15 protein-coding genes and 1 pseudogene are annotated in these 26,452 nt (G+C 50.6%); all 16 read right to left on the reverse strand.

The genetic code is table 11. The annotated features are described in order from the left end of the window. Positions 1–9: 9 nt before the first annotated feature. The 16 genes and pseudogenes from IM638_13605 to IM638_13680 all read right to left on the reverse strand — a co-directional run bounded on the left by IM638_13605 (position 10) and on the right by IM638_13680 (position 26,388). Entirely contained in the window at positions 10–390 is a 381-nt protein-coding gene (locus IM638_13605; GenBank protein ID MCA6364071.1) for a hypothetical protein, read from the reverse strand. Positions 391–544: 154 nt separating this feature from the next. Continuing rightward, on the reverse strand, positions 545–5,146 hold the full coding sequence (locus tag IM638_13610) for a pre-peptidase C-terminal domain-containing protein (GenBank protein ID MCA6364072.1): 4,602 nt from the start codon (positions 5,144–5,146) through the stop codon (positions 545–547). 9 nt (positions 5,147–5,155) lie between these two features. After that, positions 5,156–5,536, reverse strand: coding sequence for a hypothetical protein (locus IM638_13615; protein MCA6364073.1), 381 nt, complete (start codon positions 5,534–5,536; stop codon positions 5,156–5,158). A 177-nt stretch (positions 5,537–5,713) separates the two neighbouring features. Beyond that, complete coding sequence (gene pckA, locus IM638_13620) at positions 5,714–7,333, reverse strand: phosphoenolpyruvate carboxykinase (ATP) (GenBank protein ID MCA6364074.1); 1,620 nt, start codon at positions 7,331–7,333, stop codon at positions 5,714–5,716. 409 nt (positions 7,334–7,742) lie between these two features. Next, positions 7,743–7,823 (reverse strand): annotated as a pseudogene (locus IM638_13625) (oligopeptide transporter substrate-binding protein). Between the two features lie 310 nt (positions 7,824–8,133). Further along, positions 8,134–11,214: a gliding motility-associated C-terminal domain-containing protein gene (locus IM638_13630; protein MCA6364075.1), complete on the reverse strand. Its 3,081-nt coding sequence runs from the start codon at positions 11,212–11,214 to the stop codon at positions 8,134–8,136. Next, positions 11,211–11,603, reverse strand: a complete 393-nt coding sequence (locus IM638_13635; GenBank protein ID MCA6364076.1) for a hypothetical protein — start codon at positions 11,601–11,603, stop codon at positions 11,211–11,213. Before IM638_13635 ends, IM638_13630 begins: the two co-directional genes overlap by 4 nt. A 340-nt stretch (positions 11,604–11,943) precedes the next feature. Further along, positions 11,944–12,723: a hypothetical protein gene (locus IM638_13640; protein ID MCA6364077.1), complete on the reverse strand. Its 780-nt coding sequence runs from the start codon at positions 12,721–12,723 to the stop codon at positions 11,944–11,946. Then, complete coding sequence (locus IM638_13645; protein ID MCA6364078.1) at positions 12,720–13,901, reverse strand: glycosyltransferase; 1,182 nt, start codon at positions 13,899–13,901, stop codon at positions 12,720–12,722. The genes IM638_13640 and IM638_13645 overlap by 4 nt, the downstream gene beginning before the upstream one ends. Continuing rightward, on the reverse strand, positions 13,901–15,103 hold the full coding sequence (locus IM638_13650) for a glycosyltransferase (GenBank protein MCA6364079.1): 1,203 nt from the start codon (positions 15,101–15,103) through the stop codon (positions 13,901–13,903). Before IM638_13650 ends, IM638_13645 begins: the two co-directional genes overlap by 1 nt. Positions 15,104–15,130: 27 nt before the next feature. Further along, entirely contained in the window at positions 15,131–16,627 is a 1,497-nt protein-coding gene (locus tag IM638_13655; protein MCA6364080.1) for an LptF/LptG family permease, read from the reverse strand. An 89-nt stretch (positions 16,628–16,716) separates the two neighbouring features. Beyond that, positions 16,717–17,061 carry a hypothetical protein gene (locus IM638_13660; protein ID MCA6364081.1) on the reverse strand — a complete coding sequence of 115 codons (345 nt, stop codon included), beginning with the start codon at positions 17,059–17,061 and terminating at the stop codon, positions 16,717–16,719. A 131-nt stretch (positions 17,062–17,192) separates the two neighbouring features. Beyond that, on the reverse strand, positions 17,193–17,630 hold the full coding sequence (locus IM638_13665) for a MarR family transcriptional regulator (GenBank protein ID MCA6364082.1): 438 nt from the start codon (positions 17,628–17,630) through the stop codon (positions 17,193–17,195). Positions 17,631–17,694: 64 nt separating this feature from the next. After that, positions 17,695–18,282, reverse strand: a complete 588-nt coding sequence (locus tag IM638_13670; protein ID MCA6364083.1) for a polyisoprenoid-binding protein — start codon at positions 18,280–18,282, stop codon at positions 17,695–17,697. A 105-nt stretch (positions 18,283–18,387) separates the two neighbouring features. Further along, positions 18,388–18,927: a hypothetical protein gene (locus IM638_13675; GenBank protein ID MCA6364084.1), complete on the reverse strand. Its 540-nt coding sequence runs from the start codon at positions 18,925–18,927 to the stop codon at positions 18,388–18,390. Between the two features lie 99 nt (positions 18,928–19,026). After that, a complete protein-coding gene (locus IM638_13680) occupies positions 19,027–26,388 on the reverse strand; it encodes a T9SS type A sorting domain-containing protein (GenBank protein MCA6364085.1) in 7,362 nt (2,453 codons plus the stop codon). Positions 26,389–26,452 lie beyond the last annotated feature (64 nt).

The following is a 26,452-nucleotide window of genomic DNA, read 5'->3' on the forward strand; positions in this document are numbered from 1 at the left end:
ACGCATCAATTATTGTGGTGAATTGGTTGATTCGTTGCCTGTACGCATGCCGCACAGCTCGCGCACCTGTGCAATGGTGCATGATTCCTTTACATGATACTCAAGCTGGAAACGGTGCATGAGCTGGTCGAGAAACAGATTGTCGGGCTGTTGGGTGCGGTTAATAAGCAGCAGAAACATTTTGCGTTCTTCGCAATAGCCGTTTACAAACACACCAGGACTTGATGCCAGCGCTGTTTGCACCTGCAACTGATTTTTTTCATTCACCCGTGGCGTTTCAACCACCAGTTCGCTTAACGCCGGTGGTGTGGCCGAAAGGGAAAACAAACTAATACATACAATACAAAATCCGGCCAGTGCAGCCGGCGAAAAGCAGGAGATGATTTTCATACGTGCTGGTTAATGTTTCCGTAATTTCTATTAAATATTTAATAGAATTAATTCTGATCTAACCAGCCAAAATCAGTTACGTTATGAATGCGTTTATTTGTCCGACAAAGACCGATTATTCTTCGCCGGATGAAAAATGAAGTAAACGCGGAAATTATTCGTGTACGATACGTGCGGTGAACGTATATCCTTTCCGTTGATCGGTTACACGCAGCAGGTACACGCCGGCACCACATCCGTTCAGGGCGGTGGAAACGAGTGTACGCCCGCTCTCAATGTCCTTGTGTTCGTTAAGCACAATACGCCCTGAAAGATCAGTAGCAGTAATGTGCAGCGTGGTCGATTCGGGCGACACAAAGTCGAACTGTATTGCTCCCGTAGTGGGGTTTGGATGCAGGTTATCCAGATACACACTTCCCGGATAATAATACACCAGCTCAACAGGTGCGTAGGCATAAGCTCCGTTGAAATCGGTTTGTTTGAGGCGGTAGTAGTTTTCGCCAATGGCCGGGTAATTGTCAACAAACAAATAGTTGAGCAATTGTGTGCTGTTGCCCGCTCCGTCCACACGGCCTATTTCCACGAAGTTTACACCATCTGTTGAACGTTCAATGGTGAAATAGTCGTTACCTTCTTCCGAAGCGGTGGCCCAGCGCAGTACGTTGTGATCGCCTTCATTCACACCACGGAAATACAGAAGTTCAATCGGCAGCGGTGTATTGGTTTGTGCTACGGAGAACACTGAAAATCCGTTCAGTCCTGTACGCGAGGTTTGCGAAGCCGTACTTGTGGTTACACATGAGCCCTGCAAAGCCCAGGGGCCAGCCACCACAGCTGATTTCATTACCGTCCAGCCGGCAGCGCCTGCCGAATTGCTGAATCCGGTGCTGTACAACGTAACATTGTATGTACCCGATGTGGGTGTGGCCGATGCATTGATGGTCCAGTAACCATTGTTCAGCGCAGGCAGTACATTGTAGTTTGCAATCAAACACTCGCTTGATACCGGGCCGTTGGGCACAACGGTCCACGGATCAAAACGTGCCACAAGCTGGGGAATGGTTGTAGCCGTGGTGAACGTAATATTTGCAAGCTGATAGCCCTGTGTGATATGCCCCACCGGCAAATCGTATGAACCTGCTGCGCCTGAAAGCGTGCGGCGCAAATTGCCGGCCACGTAGCTGCCTGCATTACCTGCTGTGCAGGCGGTGGTTGCGCCGTTGGTTACCTGTACTTCCCGCACACCGGTAATAATGCGGCCGTTGGTAAGCGTAAGCGTGCCCGATGTACCGAGCACCATATTGGTGGAAAGTGTTACACCGGCACCGGTATTATCCATTACCACATTGTTTAATGTAAGTGTGGATGAACCTTGATTATACGTTTGCGAAGCGGTACCGATAAATTCAAGAATGCCGGTTGTACCTGTGTTGGTAAAGGTTGTGCTGCCGTTGTTGTTGCTGAAATTACCCGCCAGCTTAATGTGTTGTCCGGTTGTATTAAACACACTTGTAGCGTTTGAGGTGGTAAAGTTGCCGCCAATATCAATAGCCGCATTCAGAATTACCGAACCTCCCGTTTTATTAATGGTGAGGTTGCCCACTTTGTTAGTGCCCACCAGCGATCCTGAAATATTCTGTACAACTGATCCATTATTGAAAATGATGGTTGAATTGGGATGCGCATTCAGCGTGCCGTTGTTTATAAAGTTGCCGCAGATATTGAGTGTCGCACCCGAATTGAGCGTAAGCGTAGCGCCTGCATTAATGGTCAGATCGCGCACATTGTATGTACCGGCCGGAAGCACAGGCTGCACTGCTGCAGAAGGAGTAATCACCGCATCCACGCCGCAGTTTGGCGCTGCACAACCACCCCAGTTGGCGGTGGGTGCCCAGGCTGTAGTGTTGTTGCCGCCTGTCCAGGTTACCGAGGTAGGCACCGTATAGTTTACCGGCGATCCGGCACTGATATACAGTGTAAAACCGGATGTGGAGTTGGTGTAGTTACTGATTACAAGCAAATACACATCGCCGGCAACCACGGTAATATTGGGGTGGTAGGAAGCATTAAAACCGGGATAGGAGGGTGGCGAATTACCGGTTCCAAAGCATCCGGTAACGCCCAGCGGATCAAAATCACAGGCTACGGGCAGTACTCCGGCGGCAATACCGGCACAGTTGGTGGCGCCTGCGCCCGCTACTTTCCACATGGCAAAGTCATAGTCGGTTGATGCCGTGCTGGGCGCTCCCAGCCAGTCGTTGGGTACAATGTCAAACTCCAGTACACCGGCTGCATTAATCGGAATGGTGTACCAAACAGATCCTCGTTCGCCATCGGCCAGACAAATACCGGCGCCTGAAAAATCGCAGGTATTGCCGTAGGCCTGATAACCGGGGTTACCAATCGGAATAACTGATGCACACACCGGGTTAGGCAACGAACAGTCTGAACCCGCCGCAGCCGGGAAACCTACCGCACCGTCCACCGCCATAATGTTAAACGTACCGGTAAGGTTATTTAAGCCATCTACAGCAATGTAGTAGGTAGCGCCGGCTGTAAGTCCCAGTGCCGTAATTTCAGAATTGGTGTAGGATGAAGCACCGCAGGAAGGAGCATCGTCGTTGCAGGCAATTTCGGTAAGCGAGCCACAGGTGCCGCTGTAAAGTGCAATTTGTGTATTGAGAAGCGTGCCATTGGTGGTTCGTATGCGTAACTGCCCCGACGCAGGCGCTACTACTGAATACCAAACCGTATTAATGCTGCCGTTTGTCCAGCATCCCGGTGCAGCCGGCTCAGATGCAGAGCCCGAACAGGTGTTGTCGCCCGCAAGGTTTACATTCAGCGCAAGCACATCGGCACTGCAGGGGAGGTCATTTACAGGCCCTGTTCCGTAATCGGTAATGGATAAGTTATATGTGGCATTGCTCGGAGCGGCCCAGGTATCAATGCTGATGTAATAGGTGCCGGCCGCAGGCAGCGTAAATGCACCGTTGAATGTGGTGGCCGCTCCATAACCACCCAAACAGGTTGTGCCTGCCACACCCGGACAGCCATTGTACACAAATGCGGCAATGTTGGCTGTGCTGGCATTGGTTACTTCCACACCAATACAGGTTGAGCCGGTTACGGTAAGCGCATAAATCCGGTCTTCGCCCGATTCATACACCGAATTGCAGGAACCCGTGCTGGCCGAGGTATAATCGTTGCCATAGCAGGCGGTAGTGTGGTTGGTAGCTGTATAGGGCAATGTAATTGCAGGCGCATTTGAACATACCGAACCGGCCAGCGTGGCCTGCGGTGCACTGATGCTGATGTCGTAATTGTTGCAAAGCGGCGGAAAGTCTGAGTCAACCACCACAAAATACGTGGTGCCGGCCACCGCATTGATGCAAAGTCCTTTGTTGCCCGATGAGTTTTGCTGAAACGCCACACAGGTTGCTGTAGAAGTAATACAGCCGCCGGGAAGATTAATCGGGCAGTTATCATAGACCATTACACTGGTATATGAACCGGTTGAAGTGATTGAAATCTGAACAATTCCTGAAGAAGGGGCGGTGAAATAAAACACTTCATCTTCGCCATCGTAAGAAGCTGCCGAACCACAAACGGATGAGACGTTGTTGGCGCGTATATCATTCATTCTTCCGCAGGTGGTGCGGCCAGTAGAAGTATAGGGAAGTGCGCCCACGTTTATCACCCCAGTGCCAAGTGCTGTAATACAGCTTGAATAGGGGGCCGAAATGGTGAGGTTTGAATAGGCAAAACAGCCCGGACTACTCGTACCGTCGAGCACAAGCCAGTATTCAGTACCTGCAGTTACGCAGGCATTCAGCGATAAGCCTCCGCCAAACGTGGAGGCCACGCAGGTTCCGGAAACGCAGCTGGTGCCCACCGCGCAGCCCGTATAAAGCGAAAGACTGCCGCCTGATGTGTTGGCGTTGAGATTAATGTTTATTGCCCCGCTTGTTAAAGGCACAAAACGCCATACCTGATCTTCGCCGGCCGAGTAGGTTGTACCGGCGCAGGTTGCGGAAGTAGTTGTTGCGTTTATCTGATCGCCGGCGCCGCAGGTAGTGCCGGCTCCTGAACTGTAAGGAAGTGTGGCCACATTGGTAAAGGCACCAATTATTGTATTACACACCGGCGGCACAGAAGATACCACCGAAATATTGTCCACCGCAGGCGGAGGCTGTGTGCCGGTACTGGTGTTGCAGCGGAAGCTGAAAATAAGGCGTTGGGTGGTTCCTGCAATGTTACAGGGCAATGTGGCGGTAAAGGTTTGCCAGGCAGGCTGGTTGCTGAGTGTAGCACCAATCTGATAAATTGTATTCATTTGAGTGCCAACTACCGGCGTAACTGAGGTAGGCGCCAAAAATACACGCAGATAATCCTGTCCTGACTGCCCTTCGCCTTTCCAGTTGAAGGTGAGCGTCACGTTGCTTTCGCCGGCGGGTATGGTAATATCGCGGTAGAAATGCTGTACACGGCCATCGGTAACCGTGTAGGCATTAGCCACGCCATTGTTGTTTGAGATATAACAGGAACGTGTGCCACTATTGAATGTGGCATTGCCCACAAACCAGCGGTTGTGTGTACCACCGGTTGATTGTACAACCGTCCAGTTATTTAAGGCAAGTGTGGGACCTGATTCAAATCCACCGTCGCCGGCGGGGTTCACAATTGTGGTTTGTGTTTTTGCAATGAAGGGGACAAAAAGCAAAAACAGCAGGAAAGGAATGGCGTAGTTCTTTTTCATGCCGTTTTGTTATTGAGGATTTTGAGCCGGATCAGTGCCTTCGGCAGGCATGCCGCACATGGTTCTCACCTGGGCTATTGTACAGCTTTCTTTTATATAGTAGGAAAACTGATAGTGATCGTGAAAAACGGTTTCCAGAAAGCTGTTACCCGGTTGCAGGGCACGATCAACCCGGATCAGGTAAATCTGAAGATCTTCACAATATCCGTTCACATACACGCCCGGAATAGCGGTAAGACGTGTCCGGATATCCGTTACGTTTTTATTTGTGGTTGAAGGCACCTGCACGATTACTTCTTCCAAAACCACAGGAGGAGCAGGTACAAAGGCAAACAGCATTGTTACACTAAGTAACAATGCCCAAACGGGGGCACGCAGGGCTAATTTCATGGGTCGATTCAGCTATCAGGGGACTTTTACGAAAGGCTGAGCAGTAAGTTATAATTTTTTCCTGATAAATATTAAAAATAATATCAAAATCAGGGTTTTGCATGAGTACAAGTGTACAAAAAAGCCATTACCCGGTATCGGGTAATGGCTTTATATTTGATGTTGTACTGTTGAATGTTAGGCATTTACGGCAGCCACGAGGGGGGCTGCACTCAGTACATCGCTTGAAACGCCTGAAGCATACTGCTCGAAATTCTTGACGAATTTGGCGGCCAGATCAGATGCCTGCGCATCGAAAGCAGCCTTATCGGTCCAGGTATTGCGGGGCTCAAGAATTTCGGAGGGAACGCCGGGGCATGCTTTGGGGAAACGGAGTTTGAAGAAGGGAGTTTCGCCAAATTCAACGCCGTCGAGTTTTCCTTCGAGGGCTGCGGTGATGAGTGCGCGGGTGTAGGCCAGTTTAATGCGGCTTCCGGTTCCGTAAGCGCCACCTGTCCAGCCGGTGTTTACCAGCCACACGTTTACATCCGGGTTTGCGTTGAGTTTTTTGCCCAGGAGTTCGGCGTATTTGCCGGGGTGCAGGGGCAAAAATGCCTTCCCAAAGCAGGCCGAGAAGGTGGTTTGCGGTTCGGTAATTCCCATTTCGGTGCCGGCTACCTTTGCGGTATAGCCCGAAATGAAGTGGTACATGGCCTGCTCGGTGGTGAGTTTTGAAATGGGAGGCAGTACGCCAAACGCATCGGCAGTGAGGAAGAAAATATTCTTCGGAGCCGCACCCATTGAGGGTTCTTTGGCATTGTCGATGTGGTGAATCGGATAAGCTACGCGGGTATTCTCCGTTTTGGAGGTGTTCGTGTAGTCAACCGAGCGGGTGCCTTCGTGGAATTCGATATTTTCAACCAGCGCGCCAAATTTGATGGCGTTCCAGATTTCCGGCTCTTTTTCTTTGGTCAGGTCGATGCATTTTGCGTAGCATCCGCCTTCAAAGTTAAACACGCTGTTTTCAGCCCAGCCGTGCTCATCGTCGCCGATGAGTTTGCGTTTAGGATCGGCGCTGAGGGTGGTTTTGCCGGTGCCGGAAAGACCGAAGAAAATGGCGGTGTCGCCGTTTTCGCCTTCGTTGGCCGAGCAGTGCATGCTCAGTACACCGCGCTCATGGGGCAGGATGTAGTTGAGCAGTGTGAAAATGCCTTTTTTGATTTCGCCGGTGTAGCCGGTGCCGCCAATGAGAATAACCTTGCGGGTCATGTTCAGAATGGCGAAGTTGTGCTGGCGGGTACCGTCAATGGCCGGGTCGGCTTTGAAACCCGGTGCGCATACAATGTGCCAGTCGGGCGCAAAAGCCGCAATTTCTTCGGCAGTGGGGCGCAGGAAAAGGTTGTTGGCAAACAGGTTCGACCAGGGGAACTCAGTCACAACGCGGATGTTGAGGCGGTAGGCCGGATCGGCGCAGGCGTAAGCATCACGCACATACACTTCTTTCCCGGCCAGATAAGCGGCTACACGGTTGTAAAGTGCATCAAATTTACCGGCATCGAACTTAATGTTCACGTCACTCCACCAAATCGAATCTTTGGTGATGTCGTCCAGCACAATAAACTTGTCTTTGGGAGAGCGGCCGGTAAACTCGCCGGTATCAATGGCAAGCGCACCGTTGTCAGTAAGTACTCCTTCGTCGCGAAGGAGGGTATCTTCCACCAGCTCGGCCGGGGTAAGATTCCAGTAAGCAGCTCCTACATTGCTCAAACCGATGTGGGCAAGTGAAGCAGTTTTGGCTTTGAAACCGAATTCGTTCATTTGAACATTTTCTTTTTGCGGGTAATTGAAACCAGTATCGGCGTTACCCGCGGATGAAGAAATAATGAAAAAATCGGCACAAAGGTAAGTATAACTCCTTTACCGGAGCCATTAACTTATAGCACTAACGTTTGCCTTTACAGGGTACGTTTTCCTGAATTAAGACTAAGTCTTTGCCAGACAATGCTATACGCGCATCCTGTACAAATTTGTCCTGTTCACGCGATGTTGAAAACTCATCGAGTTTTAAACAGTAACTCTGTTCACCCTCGCGGCCCCAGCGTGTATTTTCCCATTTCACGGGCTTGCTCTGGTTTTTCAGCCAGGCTTCAAATTCCTGACGGGCTTTTTCATTTATTCCGCTTCCCTTACTGATAAATAATACGACCAGACGATAGTTTTCTGCAGCCGGTGTGGTTTGGGTTGTGCCGGTTGACGTAGAAGTGCCGGTGGTGGTACCCGTAGTTGTAGTAGTTGTAGTGGTTGTAGTGCCGCCAGCTCCGGTGCGTGCAGGGCCGTGTACAAAAAACGAGTCGTTTTCCATATCTATGCTGTCGGTATCAGGCGGAAGCGGTGTGGGCGTATTGGTGGCTACAGGCGTAGCCGGAACCGGAGGAGCGGTGCTCACTGCGGCTTTGGGTTTACATCCGTTAATGGCAACTGCAAAAAGTGCAGCAGTGGCAAAAGCGTAAAAGCGTTTCATAACATGTGGTATTTACTGCAATGGTAGCAAAATCGTGCCAAACTTAGCACGATGCCCCGATTTAAAACAGGATCTTATCTTTTAGATCTGTTTCACGTTAACGTATCAGCGTTACATGACCAATGTATGCGTGCTTTTGTCCGAGCACATCCACCACCTTACATTTCCACACATACACATCCTGCATGCAAATGTCGGGCTGCCCCTTCACCCGGCCGTCCCAACCCTGGTTCATATCATCCGTGAAATAAATCATATTTCCCCAGCGGTCGAAAATATACAGTTCAAATGTGGCTATCCCGATTCCGTATCCGGTAAAGAATTCATTTTCACCATCTGCATTCGGGGTAAAGGCGTTGGGGAAATAAATAATGAATTCGGGCAGCACACATACTTCCTGCACCGAAGTATCCGGACAGTTGTAGGTGTTGTTTGCAATGAGCTGTACATCATAACAGCCTGCCACTTCGCTTGGGAAAGTGAATACCGGATTCTGGTCGGTTGAACTGCCCAGCTGATCAAAGTCCCAGGTCCATGTGGTGGCACCCGTGGAGAGGTCGGTGAAATTTACCGTTGGATTAAGCACGGTGGTATTTACGGGCGAGAAACTGAAATCGGCCACGGCACTGGGATTGGCACACACATAACCGGGCATTACGGTAGTGGCCTGGCAGCCATTGTCGTCGGTGTAAGTAAGTGTGACATCGAAACATCCGGTTGCGGTGTAAATATGGGTAGGATTACAGTTTGCGGAGGTGAAGCCGTCGCCGAAATCCCAGAAGCAATTCGGGTTGTTGGCTGCGGTTGATGTGTTTGTAAATACCACCTGAAGCGGAGCGCAGCCGTTGAGCGGTGTGCCTGTAAAGCTTACGGTTGGCGGCGGATTAACCGTTACCGTAACCGTGGCGCTGGCCGTAGGTGTGGTGCAGCCGTCGTCAACAATTACGGTGTAGGTAGTAGTTACCGCCGGATTCACTGTTGCCGTAGCGGAGTTGCCACCGGTTCCGGCGGGTAGCCAGGTGTAGGTATAAGGCCCGCCGTTGCCGCCGCCGGGCACCGCAGTAAGTGTGGATGGCTGCCCCACACATACTGCAGCCGGATTGGCCGAAAGCTGTGCGCTGAGCGGAGGATATACGGTAACGGTAATGGTTACCGGAGCCGCAGCACAGCCGTTAATGTCTCGCACCACAAGTGTGTAGGTTGTGGTGGCATTGGGCGTATCGGTTACTACAGCACCACTGCCGGTTACCACCGGCGACCAGTTGAAGGTGTAGGGGCCGCCGCTGCCGCCGCCCGGTGTGCCGGTGAGTGTGGTGGTTTGGCCAATACAAATGGTTTGCGGCGCGGCGGTAAGCAGTGCCGTTACCTGAGGAGGCTCATTCACCTGCACGTTCTGTGTATCGGTGCAGCCGTTTGCATCAGTAACCAGCAGGGTGTAGGTGCCTCCGCACAAGGCATTGAGTGCATGTGTGTTCTGGTTTGTAGCCGTACCTATCACTACGTTATTTGCATCGGTCCACGAAAAATCGTAAGGCGCCGTGCCGCCTGCGGGTGTGGCAGTGGCCGACGCATCGCAAATGCCAAAGCATGAGGCATCAGTGGTGACGAAAGCCACGTTTATGTTGCCGTTGTTGCCGGCCACCGGAATATTCACGTTGGCTACACAACCGTTGGCATCGGTAACCTGACAGCTGTATGATCCCGCAGCGAGGTTGTTGGCGGTGTTGGCGCCATTAAGATTGTTGGCCGTTTGAATGGTTACGTTGGCGGCATCTGTCCAGATAAAATCATACGGCCCGGTTCCGCCCTGTGGTGTTACCGTGGCCGTGCCGTCGTTCTGGTTGCAGGATGCGGAAGTGGAGCCAACCAGCAGTTGCAGCGCGGTGGGCTGTGTTACGGTAATGGATTGGGTGGTAACGCAGCCGTCGTTGTTATCGGTAACCTGAACAGTATAAACGCCTGCGGGCAGGGTGTTGAGTGTGCTCGGGCCGGGTATGCCGTTTTGAGTAAGCAGTACGGTATTGCCGGCATCGGTCCACACATAATCAAAAGGCCCCACTCCCTGCGCGGTGGCAGTAACGGAACCGTTGCTGTTTCCGTAGCAGTCAACCGCCGTCATTTGCATGAGTGGCTGCATACAGCACGAAAGCGAGGCATTAAACTGATACACCGGATCGCCTACGCAGGCTATGTTGGTCCAGTTGCCTGTTTCGCCGTCGCCGAAGGTGTTAATGATAATGCCCAGGTCGTCGCCGGTGTTTCCGGGCGGACAGTCTTTGGCGGTGATTGTCCAGCAGAATTGCCAGTTTACCTGTCCGTCACAGTTGTCGCCAAAGTTATCTGCCGGATTGCCGTTGGGGCCTCCCTGTACCACATCGCCGTCGAAGAAAAAGCCGCTCATAATGCCGTTTCCGTTGGGCGTGTTTACGTTGTTGAACCATTGCCACACGCCGGGGCCGTTGTCGCAGGTGTTGGCGGGCTGCAGGTTGGTAAGGGTGCTCAGATCCCAGCCGTTTCCAAAAGTGGGAATAACGGCATGCAGCCAGTTGGTGTTTTGCTGATCCCACTGTGTAATGGTATAGCAAAACGTTACCGTAGTGCCACCCTGATAGGTTCCGTTTACCGGTGCGGGGTTTACAGTAAGGTTGGAGGCCAGCAAACAATCGTCGCAGCTGTTGTTGTTTTGCAGGGTCATGGTAAACGTACCCTGATCGGCGGGAGTGCCGCCACTGATCTGGATGTAGTAAGTATTGCCCGGCACCATCTGATCAAAGCTGGCCGAAAGTGTGCCGCCCGAACCAATGGCACAGCCGCGCCCCACAAGTCCGGCACAGTTGCCCTGATACACGGCCACGTTAGGCGTGCTTATGTTTCCGTTTATGTTGATGATAAGTTCATTGCCTGTAACCGTAACCGCATACCACACATCGGTGGCGGGTGAAGCCATGGGCGTGTTGTTTGTGGGCTGGCAGTTTATGAGTGTGGTGTAAGGCTGTTCGGTAACTGAGTTTACGTTGGTGAGGTTGTTCACCGTCATTACCGCGCCCAGGCCGCTGGGGCAGGGCGCCGGCGTGCCAAGTGAGCCCAGGTTCTGTGCGCCAAAACAGTCGTCGTTGGCTACCTGTGCATGCAAAAATGCGGTCTGAATAAGAACCAGAAGTGTAAGCAGTTTCTTCATTTCACTTTGGTTTTAGTCATTACTTCCACAAGCACGCCGTCGGCAGTAAGTTTAAAAACCGATCCGGTATCAAACCCCGGCTTGGCCGTGCGCACCCGTTCCATACGCACCGGCATGCCCAGCGCAGTCATTTCGTTGGCCGACAGCAATTCCACCTTCAGTCCGCCCTCAAACAAAAGTGTATTCCGCTCATCCATGTAGCGGTAGCGGTCCATGTCGGCCACTTCCAGCGCCTTGGTGTAAGGCGTAAGATCTGTCACCACTTCCGGATTCAGGAAACGATAGCTGCCCGCTGGCGTGGAAAACGATAAAAGCACGATGCTGAATGCGCTGATCAGCATACTGAACAGCACCGCCACATAACGTGTGGAAAATGAGCGTGTGAACATCAGGGGACTGGTATTTTGGTTGATGCAAGTACAGATTAGTTATGCAGATAAACACTCCCGGTAGTTTTCGAATTATCAGATTGATTTAGGTGATTGATAATGAATTTATTGTGCAGGAGCTTTGGGCTTGGCTGACGTAGAATTCCCTACGCGTTTTCTTGATGAAGTTTACACATCGGGTTTTTACCCGATCGTTTACCGCGGAAACACAGTTGTTTTTACTGGCTTTGCTAAACGGGTAAGACCGAAAAAAATACGTTCGGCATCAGCCGGCAGTAAACGCGAACAGTCTGAACGCTTGAAAGAGAATTGCGTTCTGTGATGCCGCTCTGCCAGAAAATCAGTTCGGGTTTTTGGAGGAGGTTTGAGGCTGTTTGCGCACAATCACCAGCCAGTTGCTTTGCCGGTTTGTTTGTGAACACATTAAGCCGATGCGCGCACACTTTCCCTGGCTGTTTCTTATCCAGCCTTCGTCCCAGCCGCCCATGTCGAGATAAAGCGCATCAACCGCCCCAAGCATCAGCAGATCATCGGCAAATTGCTGTAGTGTAACAGCGCCTGCGCTTTCCACCACAGCCGCCGGTTTACTGGCAAATGTGACCAGCGCACGGCGTTGAAACAAGGACATGTCTTTGCCATAACGCAACGCCTGTGCATTGCGTACGAGCTGAAGCTGCTGGAAATAAGCCGCTTTTTTAGCTGTGATGTTGGTGTCAATCCAGCCTTGCGAAAGCAAACTACCATCACGTGTGCCTTCAATTACCACACCCGAACCGGGCAGCAGCAAACAGCCTCCGCCCAGTCGCTTATTTACATGGCCTTGTACATTTCCGTTTACAGCATAAAGTCCGTCAATGCCGCCATTGTCCTGCCTTGTAAACGCTGCGGCCACACACAACAGCACGGAGGTATCTTTCATTGCCGGGCGTGAAACTGTAAAATCGAAAGAATAGTTTTGTGGGAGCGTATATTGAAAATAGCTTCGTTCGGCAACCTTTAATGTATCGGTAAGAATGTATCCGGCGTTTGCTTTTTGTGGCTTTGCAGCGGCAGTTTGTGGCTTACATTGATAAAACAAAAGTGCAAAGCAGGTTGAAAAAAGCAAGGCGGCAGTTCTCATTTTTTCGAATTTACGGCAGCTTCAAATACCGCGTTCAGTTTACGGATACTGCCTTCCCAGCTAAATTGCTGCTTCACAAATTCATAACCGGCCTGTGCAAGTACATTGGCTTTATCGGTATGATCAAGCAGGGTAAGAATTGCTTCGGCAAATGCTTCGGGTGTATCGGCTACAATAATCTGGTGCCCGGCTTCGGCTTTGAGCGCATTGTTGGAGAGCGTAGTAGTAAGGCAGGGCATACGCATGGCCATTGCTTCAAGCAATTTGTTTTGCAGGCCAATGCTCGACTGCATGGGTGCTACCAGCATACGGCTTTGCGCAAAACCTGTTCGCACATCATCAACCCAGCCGGTTACAGTTACATGTGTACTTTTCAACGCCAGCACCGCAGCAGAAGGAGTGGCGCCTGAAATAAGCACATTTACACCGGGCCTGCGGGCATGCACGAGCGGAAGAATTTTCTGTACCAGATACTGTGCGCTTTCCACATTGGGCGGATAGCTCATGTTGCCGTTAAAAAGTATGTCGTACGTTTTGGGTACTTCCATCGGGTGAAAAAAATTCATATCCACCCCGTTCTGTATCACTTCAATCCGCTGCTGATCCGCTACGGGTAACAAATGCCTGTCCTGATCGGAAATAATAAGATGGCCGTCAAAATCAGTAAAAACGTCGCGTTCGTAGTTCAGCAAACGCATCCATTCCATCTTAAAAATCCAGCGTTTCCACGGCGCTACTTTTTCCATCCGCCGCTCGGTACCTTTGGAAAATACATCCATATAATCCAATACTTTCGGCACACGTTTATGTTTGCGTGCATACTCGCTGGTACGAATAAGCTGGCAGTAAATCAGATCAGGTTTGTAGAATGTAATGAAACTGTCCACTAATTTTTGCGCTTTCCGGTGCCAGAAATATCCCACCTGAAAAGGTAGTTTTCCGAAAAGTGTGCGCACAAGATTTAAGCCCAGCGTGAGTTTCGAATAATGGATGTAATGAATGTGTTTGCAGAATTTACGTAGTTCGGCATCGGCATCGGGGTGCAGTTTGCCGTCGTTCAGTGCGCAAAGAATAATTTCATGTTCCTGTGCCAGTAAGCGTAGCTGATGATACATACGCAGTTTGTCGCCCTTTTCGAGCGGCCACGGAATGCGCGATGTAATGACAAACAGTTTCATCAGTGCCGGGTAATGCGGGTGTAAAAATCACATAATTTTTCGGTTGCGCGATGCCTGTTGAGCGTTTCGGCAGCCAGATTACGTGCATTTTCGCCAAGTTTTCCGGCAGTTTCGGGGTGTTCAAACAGGCGGATTACGGCATGTGCAAAGGCCCGTGCATCGTCGGCCAGCAGTACGTGCTCGTGTTCGTGTACCGGAATGCCTTCGGCGCCGGTAGTTGTGCTTACTACGGCAGCGCCCAGCGCCAGTGCTTCGGCCAGTTTAATGCGTACACCGCTGCCACTGCGGGCAGGCACAGCCACTACAGCAGCCTGCTGAATAAACCGGTGTGCATTTTCCACCTCGCCAAGTACCACAATGCCGGGTCCGCTCCATTGCAAATCGTCTTCGCGCAGGTGCCTGCCGGCCAGCAGCAGCCGCGCTTCAGGATTTATTTCATAAATCAGCGGCCACACTTCGCGGCAAAGCCAGCGCACACCCTCGGCTGTGGGCGCCCAGTCCATAGCGCCGATGTGCGCAAGCGTAAAGGGCTGTTTTTTTATGGACGTGTCGGGCGCGGGCAGATTGAGTGCAAAAGGAATGTATTCAACCGGTATGCGCTCGTGCAGCAGGCGGCTAAGCAGTTGTGCATCAGTTTGGGCAATGGCCGCAAGGCCGTCGGCCTGAGCCAGATAATGCTGCTCGGCTTTTTTCAGCTGTGCAGCAATACGATTAAATATAAGCCGTTTCAGCCACGACCGGTTTTCGGCGGCCTGCCGCTGCCAGAGCTGATGTTCGGCGTTGTGTGTGCGCACCACTACCGGCACTTTGCTGTGCTGCCTGATGGTGGCGATGTACGGCGTCATGTACAAACTTTCAAGATGGATCACATCAAACTCATCCTTCGCAAGCAGCGCGGTAAGTTTGGTATGAAAAGCCGGCACATCAAAACGACTGAGGTTGTATGAACTGCGCCCCGCTAAGCTGAGCAGCAGCGAAAACGGCTTCACCCGCGTATCTGCAAAAACAGCTTCAATAGCGGTGGCTTCGCGAAAAGCCGGCGGAATGGCATCGGGCTGAAACGGATGCTTATGGGTATGCAATGTAAGAATCTTCACCTGGTGGCCGGCTTCCAGCAGCCCTTCCGTAATGCTTTGCATAGCTACACAGCCGCCGTCAACAGCAGGCAGCGGTGGTTTAAGGCAAAGTTGAAGGATGCGCATGAGTGGAGTGGCTTTGCAAAAAGCGGCTTAGTTTTCGTCGGTTCCGTCGTCCTGCGTAAACGGATTGGCCGGTCTCGCTTCAGTCTGCAGTGTTTTTTTACGGCGCGGAATAAGTTTGCCAATACGGCTGAACAGCTTCTGGTAGTTTTCGCTTTCAAACAGCGGTGAATCGGCAGTCGCCTTGCGCGTAAGCCAGATTCCCAAAGGCATAAATACCGCACAGCCCAGCCACATACCCCACTGCGGAGGAACAGTGCCTTCCTTAGAAAGCTTTTCGCCCGTAATACTCAGCACCCAGAACAAAATAAAACAACCCACCGAAATCACCACTGGCATGCCCAGTCCGCCCTTGCGGATAATGGCGCCAAGCGGTGCACCAATAAAAAACATAATCAGGCAGGCCACAGACAGGGTAAACTTGCGCCAGAATTCAATCCTGAAACGGGTAATTGAATTGTGCTCTCCCTCAAGTTCATTTATTTTCGATTCGCAGGCACTTTTGCTGTTGCGCGCCGTGTTTAATGCTACTTCAAAAACCTTTTGCCGTTCCTGCCGCGTAAACTCATTCAGGAAATTTCCCTGTGCCGGTATGGTCTTTAAACTATCGTTCAGCTTGAAATATTTTTTGGTGCGGCTCATGTAGCCGTTACTCAGGTTGTTGTAAAACTTTACCCGGTCTTCATTCATCTCCATTTTCATCGTGTCAATATAGGAGAGAAGTTGCTGGCCGTTCAGCATCTGATGATTGTCTTTAAAAAGATCTTCATCCGTTTTCTGCATCTCAAACCCCGATAAATCAAGCCGGGCCTGCTGCGTTTTGAAGTGCATGCGCATAAACGGTTTCCGCGTGGCTGCATTTTGCTGGTTCCATACATCGCGGTAAGTGTTGCCGTTGTAAAGCTCAATCATCAGATAACGCTGGTCGGGACTCATAAACATTTTGCCCGTTTCGGCCATAGTGAGTTGTGTATTGCCCATCTGATCCGTATGGTCATACACCATCACATTGCGCAGCGTTTGTCCGTCTTTGCCAATTTTACTGATGCGCAGGCTGTAGCCGTCAATATCATCATAAAACACACCTTCCTTTATGTTCATGGCCGGTTTCTGATGCCGGATGTCGAACAGGGTCGAAAGCATTTTCAGATTGGTATAGGGCAGGAGGTAGTTGGAAAAAAGAAAGGCTCCCATTGCAATGCCAACTGTACACACAATGAGCGGCCGCGATAAACGGAAAAGCGAAATGCCTGAAGCCTTCAGCGCCGCCAGTTCATAGTTTTCGGCCAGGTTACCAAACATCATGAGCGACGAAAGTAATACGGCCATAGGCAACGCAAGCGGCACGGTTGAGAGTGCTGCATAACAAAATAGCTCAATCACCACATCCGTGTCAAGGCCCTTGCCCACCAGCTCATCTACCCATTTCCACAAAAACTGCATAAACAGCACAAACACCGAGATGACAAACGTCATCAGAAACGGCGGCAGGTACGACCTTAAAATGAAGCGATGCAGTGTTTTCACAACTGCGGTAAAGATAACTATTTCAACCGAGCCGCTTTTTTACCTCTTTATCCCCGTAAATGCTATTTTATGTGAAAATGATATTGCTTCTAAAACCCCAATACGTCCACCACGCCCCAAAGGAAAACTATAATTCCTCCCAACGTCATGCCATACATCACAAAATCAATCGACTTATCGTTGTACACAAAAGCCAGCGTAATTACAAAACCCAACAGCAACATTACAGCCCCGGCAAGCATGAGCTTAACACCTCTGCGCCGGCGAATGGCATAACGCTCCTTTCTGATCAGATCAACAAGACAGGTGGTAATTGATTCACTCACCCCTTTTTTGTGCAGGTAAGCAAGAATCGCATCATTGCTTTCGCCCCGCTCTAAGAGCGTAAGCACTTCAGGCCAGTACTCGTCTGCTAATTCCTTCTCGGTCATCATGTGCAGGTTTTGACCAAAAAGAATAAAAAATACGGTTCAGCACTATGATCTGAATCAGGTTATTGTGCGCATAAAAAGCATATCATCAAGGTATATGTCCTGATAATTTCAGAAAAAATAAGAAAAGCCGGTTATTGAAGCTTCCGAAGAATCTCCCTCAACTGTGTGATTTCCTGATCAGACAATGTTTTGAGATGCTTTTCAAAATCACAATAGGCCTTAGCCGACTGGCTGAGAATTGTTTTCCCCTCGTCAGAAATGGTCACATCCACATTCCGGCGGTCATCCAGGTTAATTTCGCGACTCACAAGACCCTTCGTGCGCATCTTTTCCACAATGCGAGATACATCCGACATTTTATCGGGCATCTGCGAGCGTATCTGCTTTATGGATACGGGTGTGGGATGTGCATCGTTCAGAATCTTCAGAATTGCAAATTGCTGAGAAGTAATCTGGTAAGGTTTGAGGGCGTTGTTTAAAGTGTAAATCAGTTTACTACCAATGCTTACAATTTGTTCAGCGGCCTGCCCGTATAAATTTACGGGACTTGTTTGGTGGATAGAATTCATAAAATGTAACTGGGACATACAAATATATGTCCCAGTTACCAGATATAGAAAAAAACTGAATGTTTTACTTCTTTTTCATCAATTCAATATCACACATAATCTCCACCATATTGCCCAAAATGGTGCCGCCGCCTTCAAGCGGTACATTCCAGGCAATACCAAACTGTGTACGGTCAATTTTGGTGCGGACAGACCAGCCTGATTTTACGTTTCCGTAAGGGTCTTTCTTTTCACCGCCATATACCGCTTCAAGCGTAATCTCTTTTGTTACACCTTTCATGGTAAGATTGCCCTTCACTTCATACAGGTTGTCTTTTACTTTTTTAAATGAAGTGCTTTTGAAGGTAATGGTGGGATTTTTCTCGGCATCAAAAAAGTCGGCACCCTTCAAGTGACCGTCGCGCTGTTCATTGCCGGTGTTAATTGAGCCGGTTTTAATGGTTACTTCAAGCACCGCATCGCTGAAATCAGCTTTGTTGGTGGTCATCTTGATTTCGTAATCGCTGAACCAGCCCATGGTTTTTGCCACGGTCATGTGCTCAATGGCAAACATTACAGAACTATGCGAGTTATCACAGCTCCATTCGGTTTGTGCGTTGCCAGTGGTCATTGCACCAGCAAGGATAAAGAGTGAAAGAAGAACTTTTTTCATGTTTTCTGTTTTTGGTAGTTCAAATTTATGTCATTACAATATATGTATCGACATATTATTACTTGTTTTTCTTAACAGTTTTTTATCTGCCTGAAAATGAAAGGATTAATTCTGAGCTGATTTCAGCCGGAACAATGCCGGTTCGAGAATTGCTTTTTTAGCCTCGTCGTTTATTGCAAAAAGAAGCGAGTTAGCTTCATTCAGTTGCGCGGCTTCAAACGGGCCGTGCATTTCATCAATTACTGTGGCAATTTCAATGCACGACTCAAGATCAGCATCAGGTACCAGCCTTGCAAAATTAATCAGGTAGGCCGAAAAATCGAGTCCGGTTTCCCAGCAGGCAGTGAGCAATGCCTTGCGGTGTTTGAGCAGACTTTTATCTTCCACAAGCATCACCATAAAATCACGCGCATCATTGCGTTTTAACGCATCCAGTACTTCATGGCGAATATCCCGGCTGGCCGGATCGGTAAGCAATTTTACCGCATTGGCAATCTGTGCGGCATTTGCACCGCCATCCTGCTGTTTCGCTATATGGTCAGGTACCTTACCAAAATACAGGCTGCTGAAATTTTCAGTCTGATGGGAAAACCAGTTTGGCTGATTAACGGCTTCCTCGTTTTGTGGTGTATTGCCTTCGTTCATTGCTGCAAAGTTAAGCAAACTGTTGCTAACACTGCCTGCACCAAAAAACAAGGCGGCACTGATTGCTCAGTGCCGCCCTGCCATGTTATTGTGCAGTAATTAGTCCTGCTTTACTACTTTCTGAATGAACGTCTTGCCATCAGCCACTACACGCACATAGTAAATACCATTTGCGTAGTTGGTGAGGTCAAGCTGACGGTTTACATCGCCCTGAACGTTTGAAGCCATGTCTGACCACAGGATCTGGCCCTGTACGGTAAGCACTTCAATGCTCATTTCGGTGTAATCAACGCCTTTCATAGAGAGCGTAAATGCACCATTGTTCGGGTTCGGGAACAGTGTAACTGTTGATACAACAGCCTGTTCTTCGATACCTACGCAGGGATCAACAACTACCAGATCAGAAGCCTGATTGGTACAGCCGTTAATATCGGTGTAGGTGTAGGTAATGGTGTAAGTACCCGGTGTAAGTGTGCTGGCGTTAAAGTTACCACCACCAGTGCCGGGGCCGCTCCAGTTACCACCAGCAGGTGTAGCTACGGTAAGCGGACGGGGGCCGTCGGTTGTACAGGCAGTGTCAAAGCTCAGCGACACGGTAACCACAGGCAGGCTGTTGATTACTACGTTGATGTTGTCGGTTCCCGAACAGCCGGTTGCGGTGTCGGTAGCTACAAGGGCGTAGTTGCCAGAAGTGGTTGCAGTAATGGTTTGTGTGCTGGCAGCAGGTGTCCAGGCGTAGCTCAGGTTACCTGCGGGGCCGCTCAGTACAATGCTGGTTCCGCAGAAGGTGGTGTCGTTACCAAGCGCAACTACCGGCGATGCATTTACAGTAATGTTAATTGAATCGCTGGCAGCGCAACCGGTTACCGAATCAGTTACAAGCACCGAATAAGCGTTTGTGGTGGTTACCGAATAAGTAACGTTGCCTGAGTTATCCTGCCACTGGTAGTTAAACGGACCAGAAGGAGCAGCAAGCACAAGCGGAGCATTGGCGCTGCAGATTGCGGTATCGTTACCAAGAGCCGGAGCCGGGGTAGCATTTACAGTAATTACTACGGTGTCGTTGCTGAAACAGGTTGTGGCTGTGTCGGTAACGAGTACGCTGTAAATACCGGTGCCGGTTACAGTGTAGTTCTGTGTGGCGGTGCTGTCTTGCCAGAGGTAGCTGTACGGACCAGAAGGACCGGCAATCACTACCGGCGTGCTGGCCGAGCAGTAGGCTGTGTCGTTGCCCAGTGTCTGTGCAGGCAGCGGGTTCACAAATACCGCAGCGGTGTCGCTTTCAAAGCAGCCGTTGGTGGTATCGGTTACAAGCAGCTCTACGTTACCTGCAGTGTTCACGCTTTCCACGTTGGTGGTGTTGGCACTGGTTGACCACACATAGGTGTAGTTTGTGCTCGACGGGCCAGAGAACGTGGCCGAGTTACCGGCGCAAAGCGTTACGTCAGCACCCAGTGAGAAGGCCGGAGCCGCATTCACACCAATCAGAATCGTATCGGTACCGGTACATCCGTTGGTGGTGTCGGTAACAAGTACGTTGTACACACCAAACGATGAGGCCGAATAGGTCTGTGTGGTGGTGCTGTCCTGCCACAGGTAAGTGTAGTTACCAGCCGTACCATCAAGCAGCAACGGTGTGTTTGAACAGATCACGGTGTCCGCTCCGAAGTTCGGCATCGGTGTGGGCAGTACGTGTACTGAAACGGTATCAGTAAGTGTACAGCTTGAAAGGGTGTCTGTAATCAGCACAATGTAGCTGCTGCTGGTAAACGGAGCCGCAGTCGGGTTCTGAATGTTCGGGTTCGATACCGTACCACCAGACCAAACGTATGAGTTGTTACCGCTTGCACGGGTAAAGATCATGTTCGGACGCTGGAAGAAGGTGCTGAAGCCTGATGAAGCACCGCATACACCTGAAGCATCCTGGTTAAGCACGGTTGTAGAAGAATACGAGGTGCTTGACTGACGGAATACCCAGTTCAACGTAAATGAATTGTTGTTGAAGCAGGTTTCCACGATGATGTTCGAAACACCATCCCAGTACCAGTTTGAGTTGAAGTTCAGGGTCATGATACCGGTGGTCGGGTTCAGTGCAGCGTTGGTAAAGTAGCTGGTGAAACCGGTCATCTGGAATGCAGTGGTCATTGAAGTCAAAGTTGTGTTGGCAATTTTGAGTTCAAAGTTCTGCAGCGCAGGCGACGGTGCCGGTGTGTTTGAACCAGCCGGGAGCTGGAAACCAAGTGCATTATAGAAACCAGGTGTCATACCGGCTGCGGTAAGTTCGGCAGCGGTAATCAGCATCTGGTGCTTGGCACCCCAGTAGAACTGACCAAACGGCGAGGGATAGCTGGTGGTGGTGTTAAGCACGTTCTGTGTACCCACGGTGAAGGTGGCAGGCGGGAACGTTACATCAAGCTGTACCTGAGTACCACCGCAAATGGTGTCGTTGCTTACAGAAGCATTGCCCACAACAGCAGGAGCTACTACAGCCTGGATGGTATCAAAAGTGATACAGCCGCTGGCGGTGTCGGTAGCCTGAACTACATAGGTAGTGGTGTTGGCAGGTGTTGAAATTACAGTGTCACCTGCAGTTACGTTAAGCGCAGTGGCAGGTGTCCAGGTGTAATCATAACTAGCATTGCTGCTTGCTACGGTAAGGGTGGTTGAACCGGTTCCGCAAATGGTGTTAGAGGTAGAAGCCGCAATGGTCGGTGCTGGTGTTACGGTAGCAATAACCGGTGTACGCGGTGTGCTGGCGCAGCCCGAAGAATAACGGATACGACCGTTCCAGTTACGGGTGGTGATGGTATAGCCAAAGTAGCTGCCACCATGTCCTTCACGAACAATCATGTCACCGTTGGTAAAGAGCGGGTTACCTACTGCAGTACCGTTGGTATAGTTCAGTGTGGGACCTGTAGTGGTTACAATGAACGAGTAGTCGGTACCGCTAGGAATGGTTACGTTAAGCGTGATGGGCAGCGGAGTGGGTACACCAAGACCTGCAGCTACTACGTTGGAAGCAGTTCCGAGCAGTGTCCAGCCCACGTTGCTTGTGGTAGAACCGGGGATCAGGGTGTAGTCACCCGGGCGACCCCAGATTTCCCATGTAGCAGTACCCGAGGTCATGTGACCGTCCATACCGGTAATGGTAATGGTGTTGATAGCCGAAACACGGAACACGTTACCTGATGAACCATTACCCGCAGCAAATGTGGTGGTGATGGTGGTTGGCGGTGTACCGGTTGCATTTTCAGCATAGAAGGTGGTGGTGGTGCTTACCGTGGGGGTATAAGTGTTACCCGTGGCAAGCTGTGTACCAGCGGTGGGCTGGTTGTACCAACGGATGGTGCCTGAGCCTGTAGCGGTAAGCGTAACCGGACCTGTACCGCAACGTGTTGCACCGGCAACGGTGGGCGGAGCCACAAACTGCGGGAACAGTGTATCAATGGCCGAGTTGTGCTGGCCGCAGATTACTGCACGGTAGTAGGTGGTGTCAGTCGGAATAATTGAGAGTGAAGTGTTTGTGGCACCTACAATGTTGGTCCAGGTAATGTTGTCGGGCGATTCCTGCCACTGGATGGTACCGCCGTTGGTGAAACCGGATACGTTGAGTGTACCCTGATCGCCAAGACAAATGCGGCCTCCGCCTGAAGCGAGTGCAGTACCGGCAGCAACCACAATGTTTTGCGGGCCGAAAGCATCGTTCAGGGTAAGTACTTCAGTACCGGTGGTTGCAGTTGCGCTGAAACCATACGTACCTACAGCACCCATGTTATAGGTGGTGGTAATGGTGGTATCAAGGAAACCGCTGGCCGGAATAATGCCGCTGGTGATCGGTCCGAGTGTGTAACTCTGCGGGTTCGGGCCGGTAACGCTCACGTTAATGGTCACACCATTGCCGGGCAGCGCCATGTTAAGGGCTGAGCTGGCATAGTTACGTACACGCACACGGATGGTTTGTGTGGGCGAATAACATCCCGGTACAGCAGGCTGCAGGAATGCAAAGGCTCCGATATCCACGTTAAGCGGAATACCGTCAAATTCGTCGGCACCCATATCGGGGGCTGTACCACCACCGTTTACGGCTGTGGGACCCGGACGCACCTGAAGGTCGATATCGTTGGGCACATAAGAAAGTGTGGTAGCGCGCGATTCGAGCGGGCTTACAGTAGCATTGTTGATGCGCAGGTTGGTGGCCGAAATAAAGTTCGGGTTTACGGCAATAGAGCTGCCGTTGCCGCCAATGGCCAGAATGATGCCGCTCACACCGGTTACGTTTACCGCGTTAATTACTGCGGTCTGGTAACCTGTACCGTTACCGAAATAATCGTTGTTATCGCTGGTAAAGGTGGTGCCGTTGTTCAGGCTCATTGCGTAGTGTGTACCGGTAGAAGTACCGTTAGAACGGGTGTTTACCAGAATGTTATTGCGAAGTTCGTCAACAGCAGTGGTTACACGACGGTAAGCAATGGTGTTTGCTGCACCGCCGGCTACACCGGCACCGTTAATGTTTACGGTGTTGAAGTTAACTGCAGCAGTAGCACTGGTTTCTTTGTTGATACCGATAAAGCTGTTCGGAGCAGTAATAGCCGCACCGGTAATATCGCTTCCGAGGTTCACAAAGTTGTTGAACACACGGGTCGGGTTACCCACAAGGCTGATACCATACACAACCGGAGTGCCGCTGGTGAGCGGAGCGCCCATGCCGGCTACGTTGTTGTAAGCAACATCTGTATTCGCAAATGTGCCGGTAGAACCTGCAATGGTAATACCGCTAACCATTACGTTACCAGTTGCTGAACCATTGGCAAGTGTATTTACCGTGTTGCTGTTTACCGCGTTGGTGCTGGTGCTGAATGTGGCCAGTGTAATACCCTGCATAGATGCACTGGCACCTGTGCTCGCGTTGGGCGCAAGAGTAGCAAGGTTGCGAACGGTGTTGCCGGTAATGGTGTTGATACCGCTGGTGGAATAAATACCACGTACCACAGCACCGGTTGAAGTACCGGCATACTGGCTCGTAAGGTTCATTACCGTGTTGTTGGTAATGTTTACGTTGTTGAATGCCGAACTGTTAATACCCATTACAATTGAAGCAGTGGTACTGCTATTAGGTGCAGTAACCACACTGTTGGGCACGGTAAGACTGCCCACGGTGTTGCCGGAAATGGTTGACGGAGCACCGCTGGTGCTCTGAATACCGGTAAAGCTGCTGGAAATGGTGGGCAGTGAGGTATTGCAGGTAAAGCCACCCACCAGGTTGTTGCTGATTACTACAGCGCCTGACGAAGTGTTGCTGATACCCATGTTTAAACCACCTGAAGTAGAGCAAGAGGTAACAATGGCACCAGCCGCAGTGGTAGAACCGATTACGTTGGGAGTAACCGTACCAATGTTCAGGTTATGTGTGGTACCCAGTGTCTGGATACCGCAAATGATACCCGGACTTGTGGTTGCACCGCTTGTGGTGGTAAGGTTGATGTTGGTAAAGGTGTTGCCCTGAATGCTGGTAGGTGTAAGGTTACCTGAGCTGTTACCGTTTACAGAAATACCCACCAGACGGGTTGCTGCCGCACCTGCATAGGTCCATGCTGTGCCGCCGGCGTTGGGTGCTGTACCACCAATAAAGTTAGCGGAAATGTTATGCCCGCCTGAACCAGAAGCTGTACCTGAAATCAGAATACCGTAGTGCAGCACACCTGTGGTAAACGTGCGGGTAGCTGTCTGGTAAAAACTGTTGTTGGTAATTGTCCAGTTACGGATGTTACCGCCAAGGTTCATGGCTGCATTCTGACCGGTAGCAATAAACCAGTCGCGGAACAGGTTGTTGCTGATGGTTACCGATGAAATGAACGAGTTGGCGAGTCCATTTGCAGAGAAAATGAACTGCTGCGGGTTGGTGGCACCGTTTGCAAAATCGCAATTGGTGATGAAGTGGCCGCTTGAACCGTTTACGGTTGCAGGGGCAGTGTACTGTACAGCACCCAGTGCAAGACCGGTGTTTACAGAACGCACGTTTACATAGTTCAAACCGATGTTTGAAGCATCGCCGCCTACCTGTACAACTGCACCGGTGGTTGACGTGTTGGCAAGTGTAAGCTGAATTACGGTGCCTACTGAACCAGGACGACCATCAAACACAATGTTGCCGGCACCATTGAAGTTAATGGTTTGTAGGGCGTTACTGGTGATTGAAAGGTTGGTGGCGCCAAGCTCCGGACGAACGGTAATGGTGTTTGCCGGGCTGTTGCCGAGGAACGGAATGGTAAGCGGGAAGGTTTCAACCGTGCTCACGTAAGCAGCCTGAAGGTCGAATACCAGCGGACAGCTTACACCGTTTGTAGCTACCGCAGCAAAAGCAGCGGTAAGTGAGGTATAGGCACCTGTGGGTCCAACGGTAAACGTACCGCAAAGTGTACCCGGCAGTGTAGCCTGCGAGCCTGAAACAGCCAGTGAGGGCGTAATGGCTACCGCATACACACGGTAATAATAAAGCGTGTTGTTGAACAAACCGGTTTGGTTAAGCGTGTAACCTGTACCCGTTGTTGCAGATGAGGTTGAGGCTACCGTACCGGCCGGAACGAATGTAATGTTGTCGAGCGAACGCTCCACAAAGAAAGACGTTTCGTTGGTTGAGTTATCCACCCAGTTCAGCGTCATTGCAGTAGCTGTAACTGCCGTAAAGGTAAGGGTGGTGGGAGCAGCCGGAGCAGCCGGAGGAGCCCAGGTGTAGGTTTGTCCGCTGGCAGGCGCAAGGGTTGAGTTCATTTCGCAGGTTGCGTTGTTGGCAGTGCCTGCAATTGAAGTTGCCCATGTGTGAAGACCATTGGAAACAACGCGGTTATTGTAGTCGGCAGAACCGGTGCCGCGCAGACCAACCTCAAACAAGCCTGCAAGCTGCAGACTGCTTGTGTTGCCATATACTACATCCACATTGTGGTTGCTCTCCGAAAGACGGATCTGGAAGTTATAGACATCACTTCCGGTTGAGCTGGGATAATCATCGTAGTTTGTCCACTGTACCACAAGTGTACGGTTAGGAGCTGTACCGATAGTCTGGAAACGCAGATCACCCGTAGTAGCGTCGCCCTGAATATCTGCAGAAAGCGCTGCAACTACGTTGTTGCTTGAACCCAAACTAATGGCGTTGTAGGAACTTACCACAGTAGATCCTAAAGAAAGGAAACCGTTTGAGTTTACACTGAAACGGGTAAATGCCTGTCCGTTATACCAAAAGGTAAAACCAATCGGGTTATCCGGAAAGCTGGTGTCATCATTGCCTGGTACACCAAGCACTGTTCCGCCTGAAACAGGAGCGTATGTGCCCGACGACTGCGAAAAGGAGTAAGTGGATACCTGAGCCTGTGCTACAAGCCCTAATCCCATTACACCTATCAAAGCCGAACAAAAGCGCTTGTACGCACGTCCTGTACTGCCTAACAAGGAGTAGGTTCTCTTCATGGGGTGAAGATTTTTGTTGAGATGGATAAATTAAGTGTTGCCTGATTATTGGCGGAAAGTTAGG

Source organism: Bacteroidota bacterium (assembly GCA_020402865.1).
In the GTDB taxonomy this organism is placed as follows: domain Bacteria; phylum Bacteroidota; class Bacteroidia; order Palsa-965; family Palsa-965.

What these genes read in the sequence shown, in the direction of transcription:
- IM638_13605 (MCA6364071.1), bottom strand. Translation starts at nt 390, where the DNA reads ATGAAAATCATCTCCTGCTTTTCGCCGGCTGCACTGGCCGGATTTTGT.
- IM638_13610 (MCA6364072.1), bottom strand. Translation starts at nt 5,146, where the DNA reads ATGAAAAAGAACTACGCCATTCCTTTCCTGCTGTTTTTGCTTTTTGTC.
- IM638_13615 (MCA6364073.1), bottom strand. Translation starts at nt 5,536, where the DNA reads ATGAAATTAGCCCTGCGTGCCCCCGTTTGGGCATTGTTACTTAGTGTA.
- pckA (MCA6364074.1), bottom strand. Translation starts at nt 7,333, where the DNA reads ATGAACGAATTCGGTTTCAAAGCCAAAACTGCTTCACTTGCCCACATC.
- IM638_13630 (MCA6364075.1), bottom strand. Translation starts at nt 11,214, where the DNA reads ATGAAGAAACTGCTTACACTTCTGGTTCTTATTCAGACCGCATTTTTG.
- IM638_13635 (MCA6364076.1), bottom strand. Translation starts at nt 11,603, where the DNA reads ATGTTCACACGCTCATTTTCCACACGTTATGTGGCGGTGCTGTTCAGT.
- IM638_13640 (MCA6364077.1), bottom strand. Translation starts at nt 12,723, where the DNA reads ATGAGAACTGCCGCCTTGCTTTTTTCAACCTGCTTTGCACTTTTGTTT.
- IM638_13645 (MCA6364078.1), bottom strand. Translation starts at nt 13,901, where the DNA reads ATGAAACTGTTTGTCATTACATCGCGCATTCCGTGGCCGCTCGAAAAG.
- IM638_13650 (MCA6364079.1), bottom strand. Translation starts at nt 15,103, where the DNA reads ATGCGCATCCTTCAACTTTGCCTTAAACCACCGCTGCCTGCTGTTGAC.
- IM638_13660 (MCA6364081.1), bottom strand. Translation starts at nt 17,061, where the DNA reads ATGATGACCGAGAAGGAATTAGCAGACGAGTACTGGCCTGAAGTGCTT.
- IM638_13665 (MCA6364082.1), bottom strand. Translation starts at nt 17,630, where the DNA reads ATGAATTCTATCCACCAAACAAGTCCCGTAAATTTATACGGGCAGGCC.
- IM638_13670 (MCA6364083.1), bottom strand. Translation starts at nt 18,282, where the DNA reads ATGAAAAAAGTTCTTCTTTCACTCTTTATCCTTGCTGGTGCAATGACC.
- IM638_13675 (MCA6364084.1), bottom strand. Translation starts at nt 18,927, where the DNA reads ATGAACGAAGGCAATACACCACAAAACGAGGAAGCCGTTAATCAGCCA.
- IM638_13680 (MCA6364085.1), bottom strand. Translation starts at nt 26,388, where the DNA reads ATGAAGAGAACCTACTCCTTGTTAGGCAGTACAGGACGTGCGTACAAG.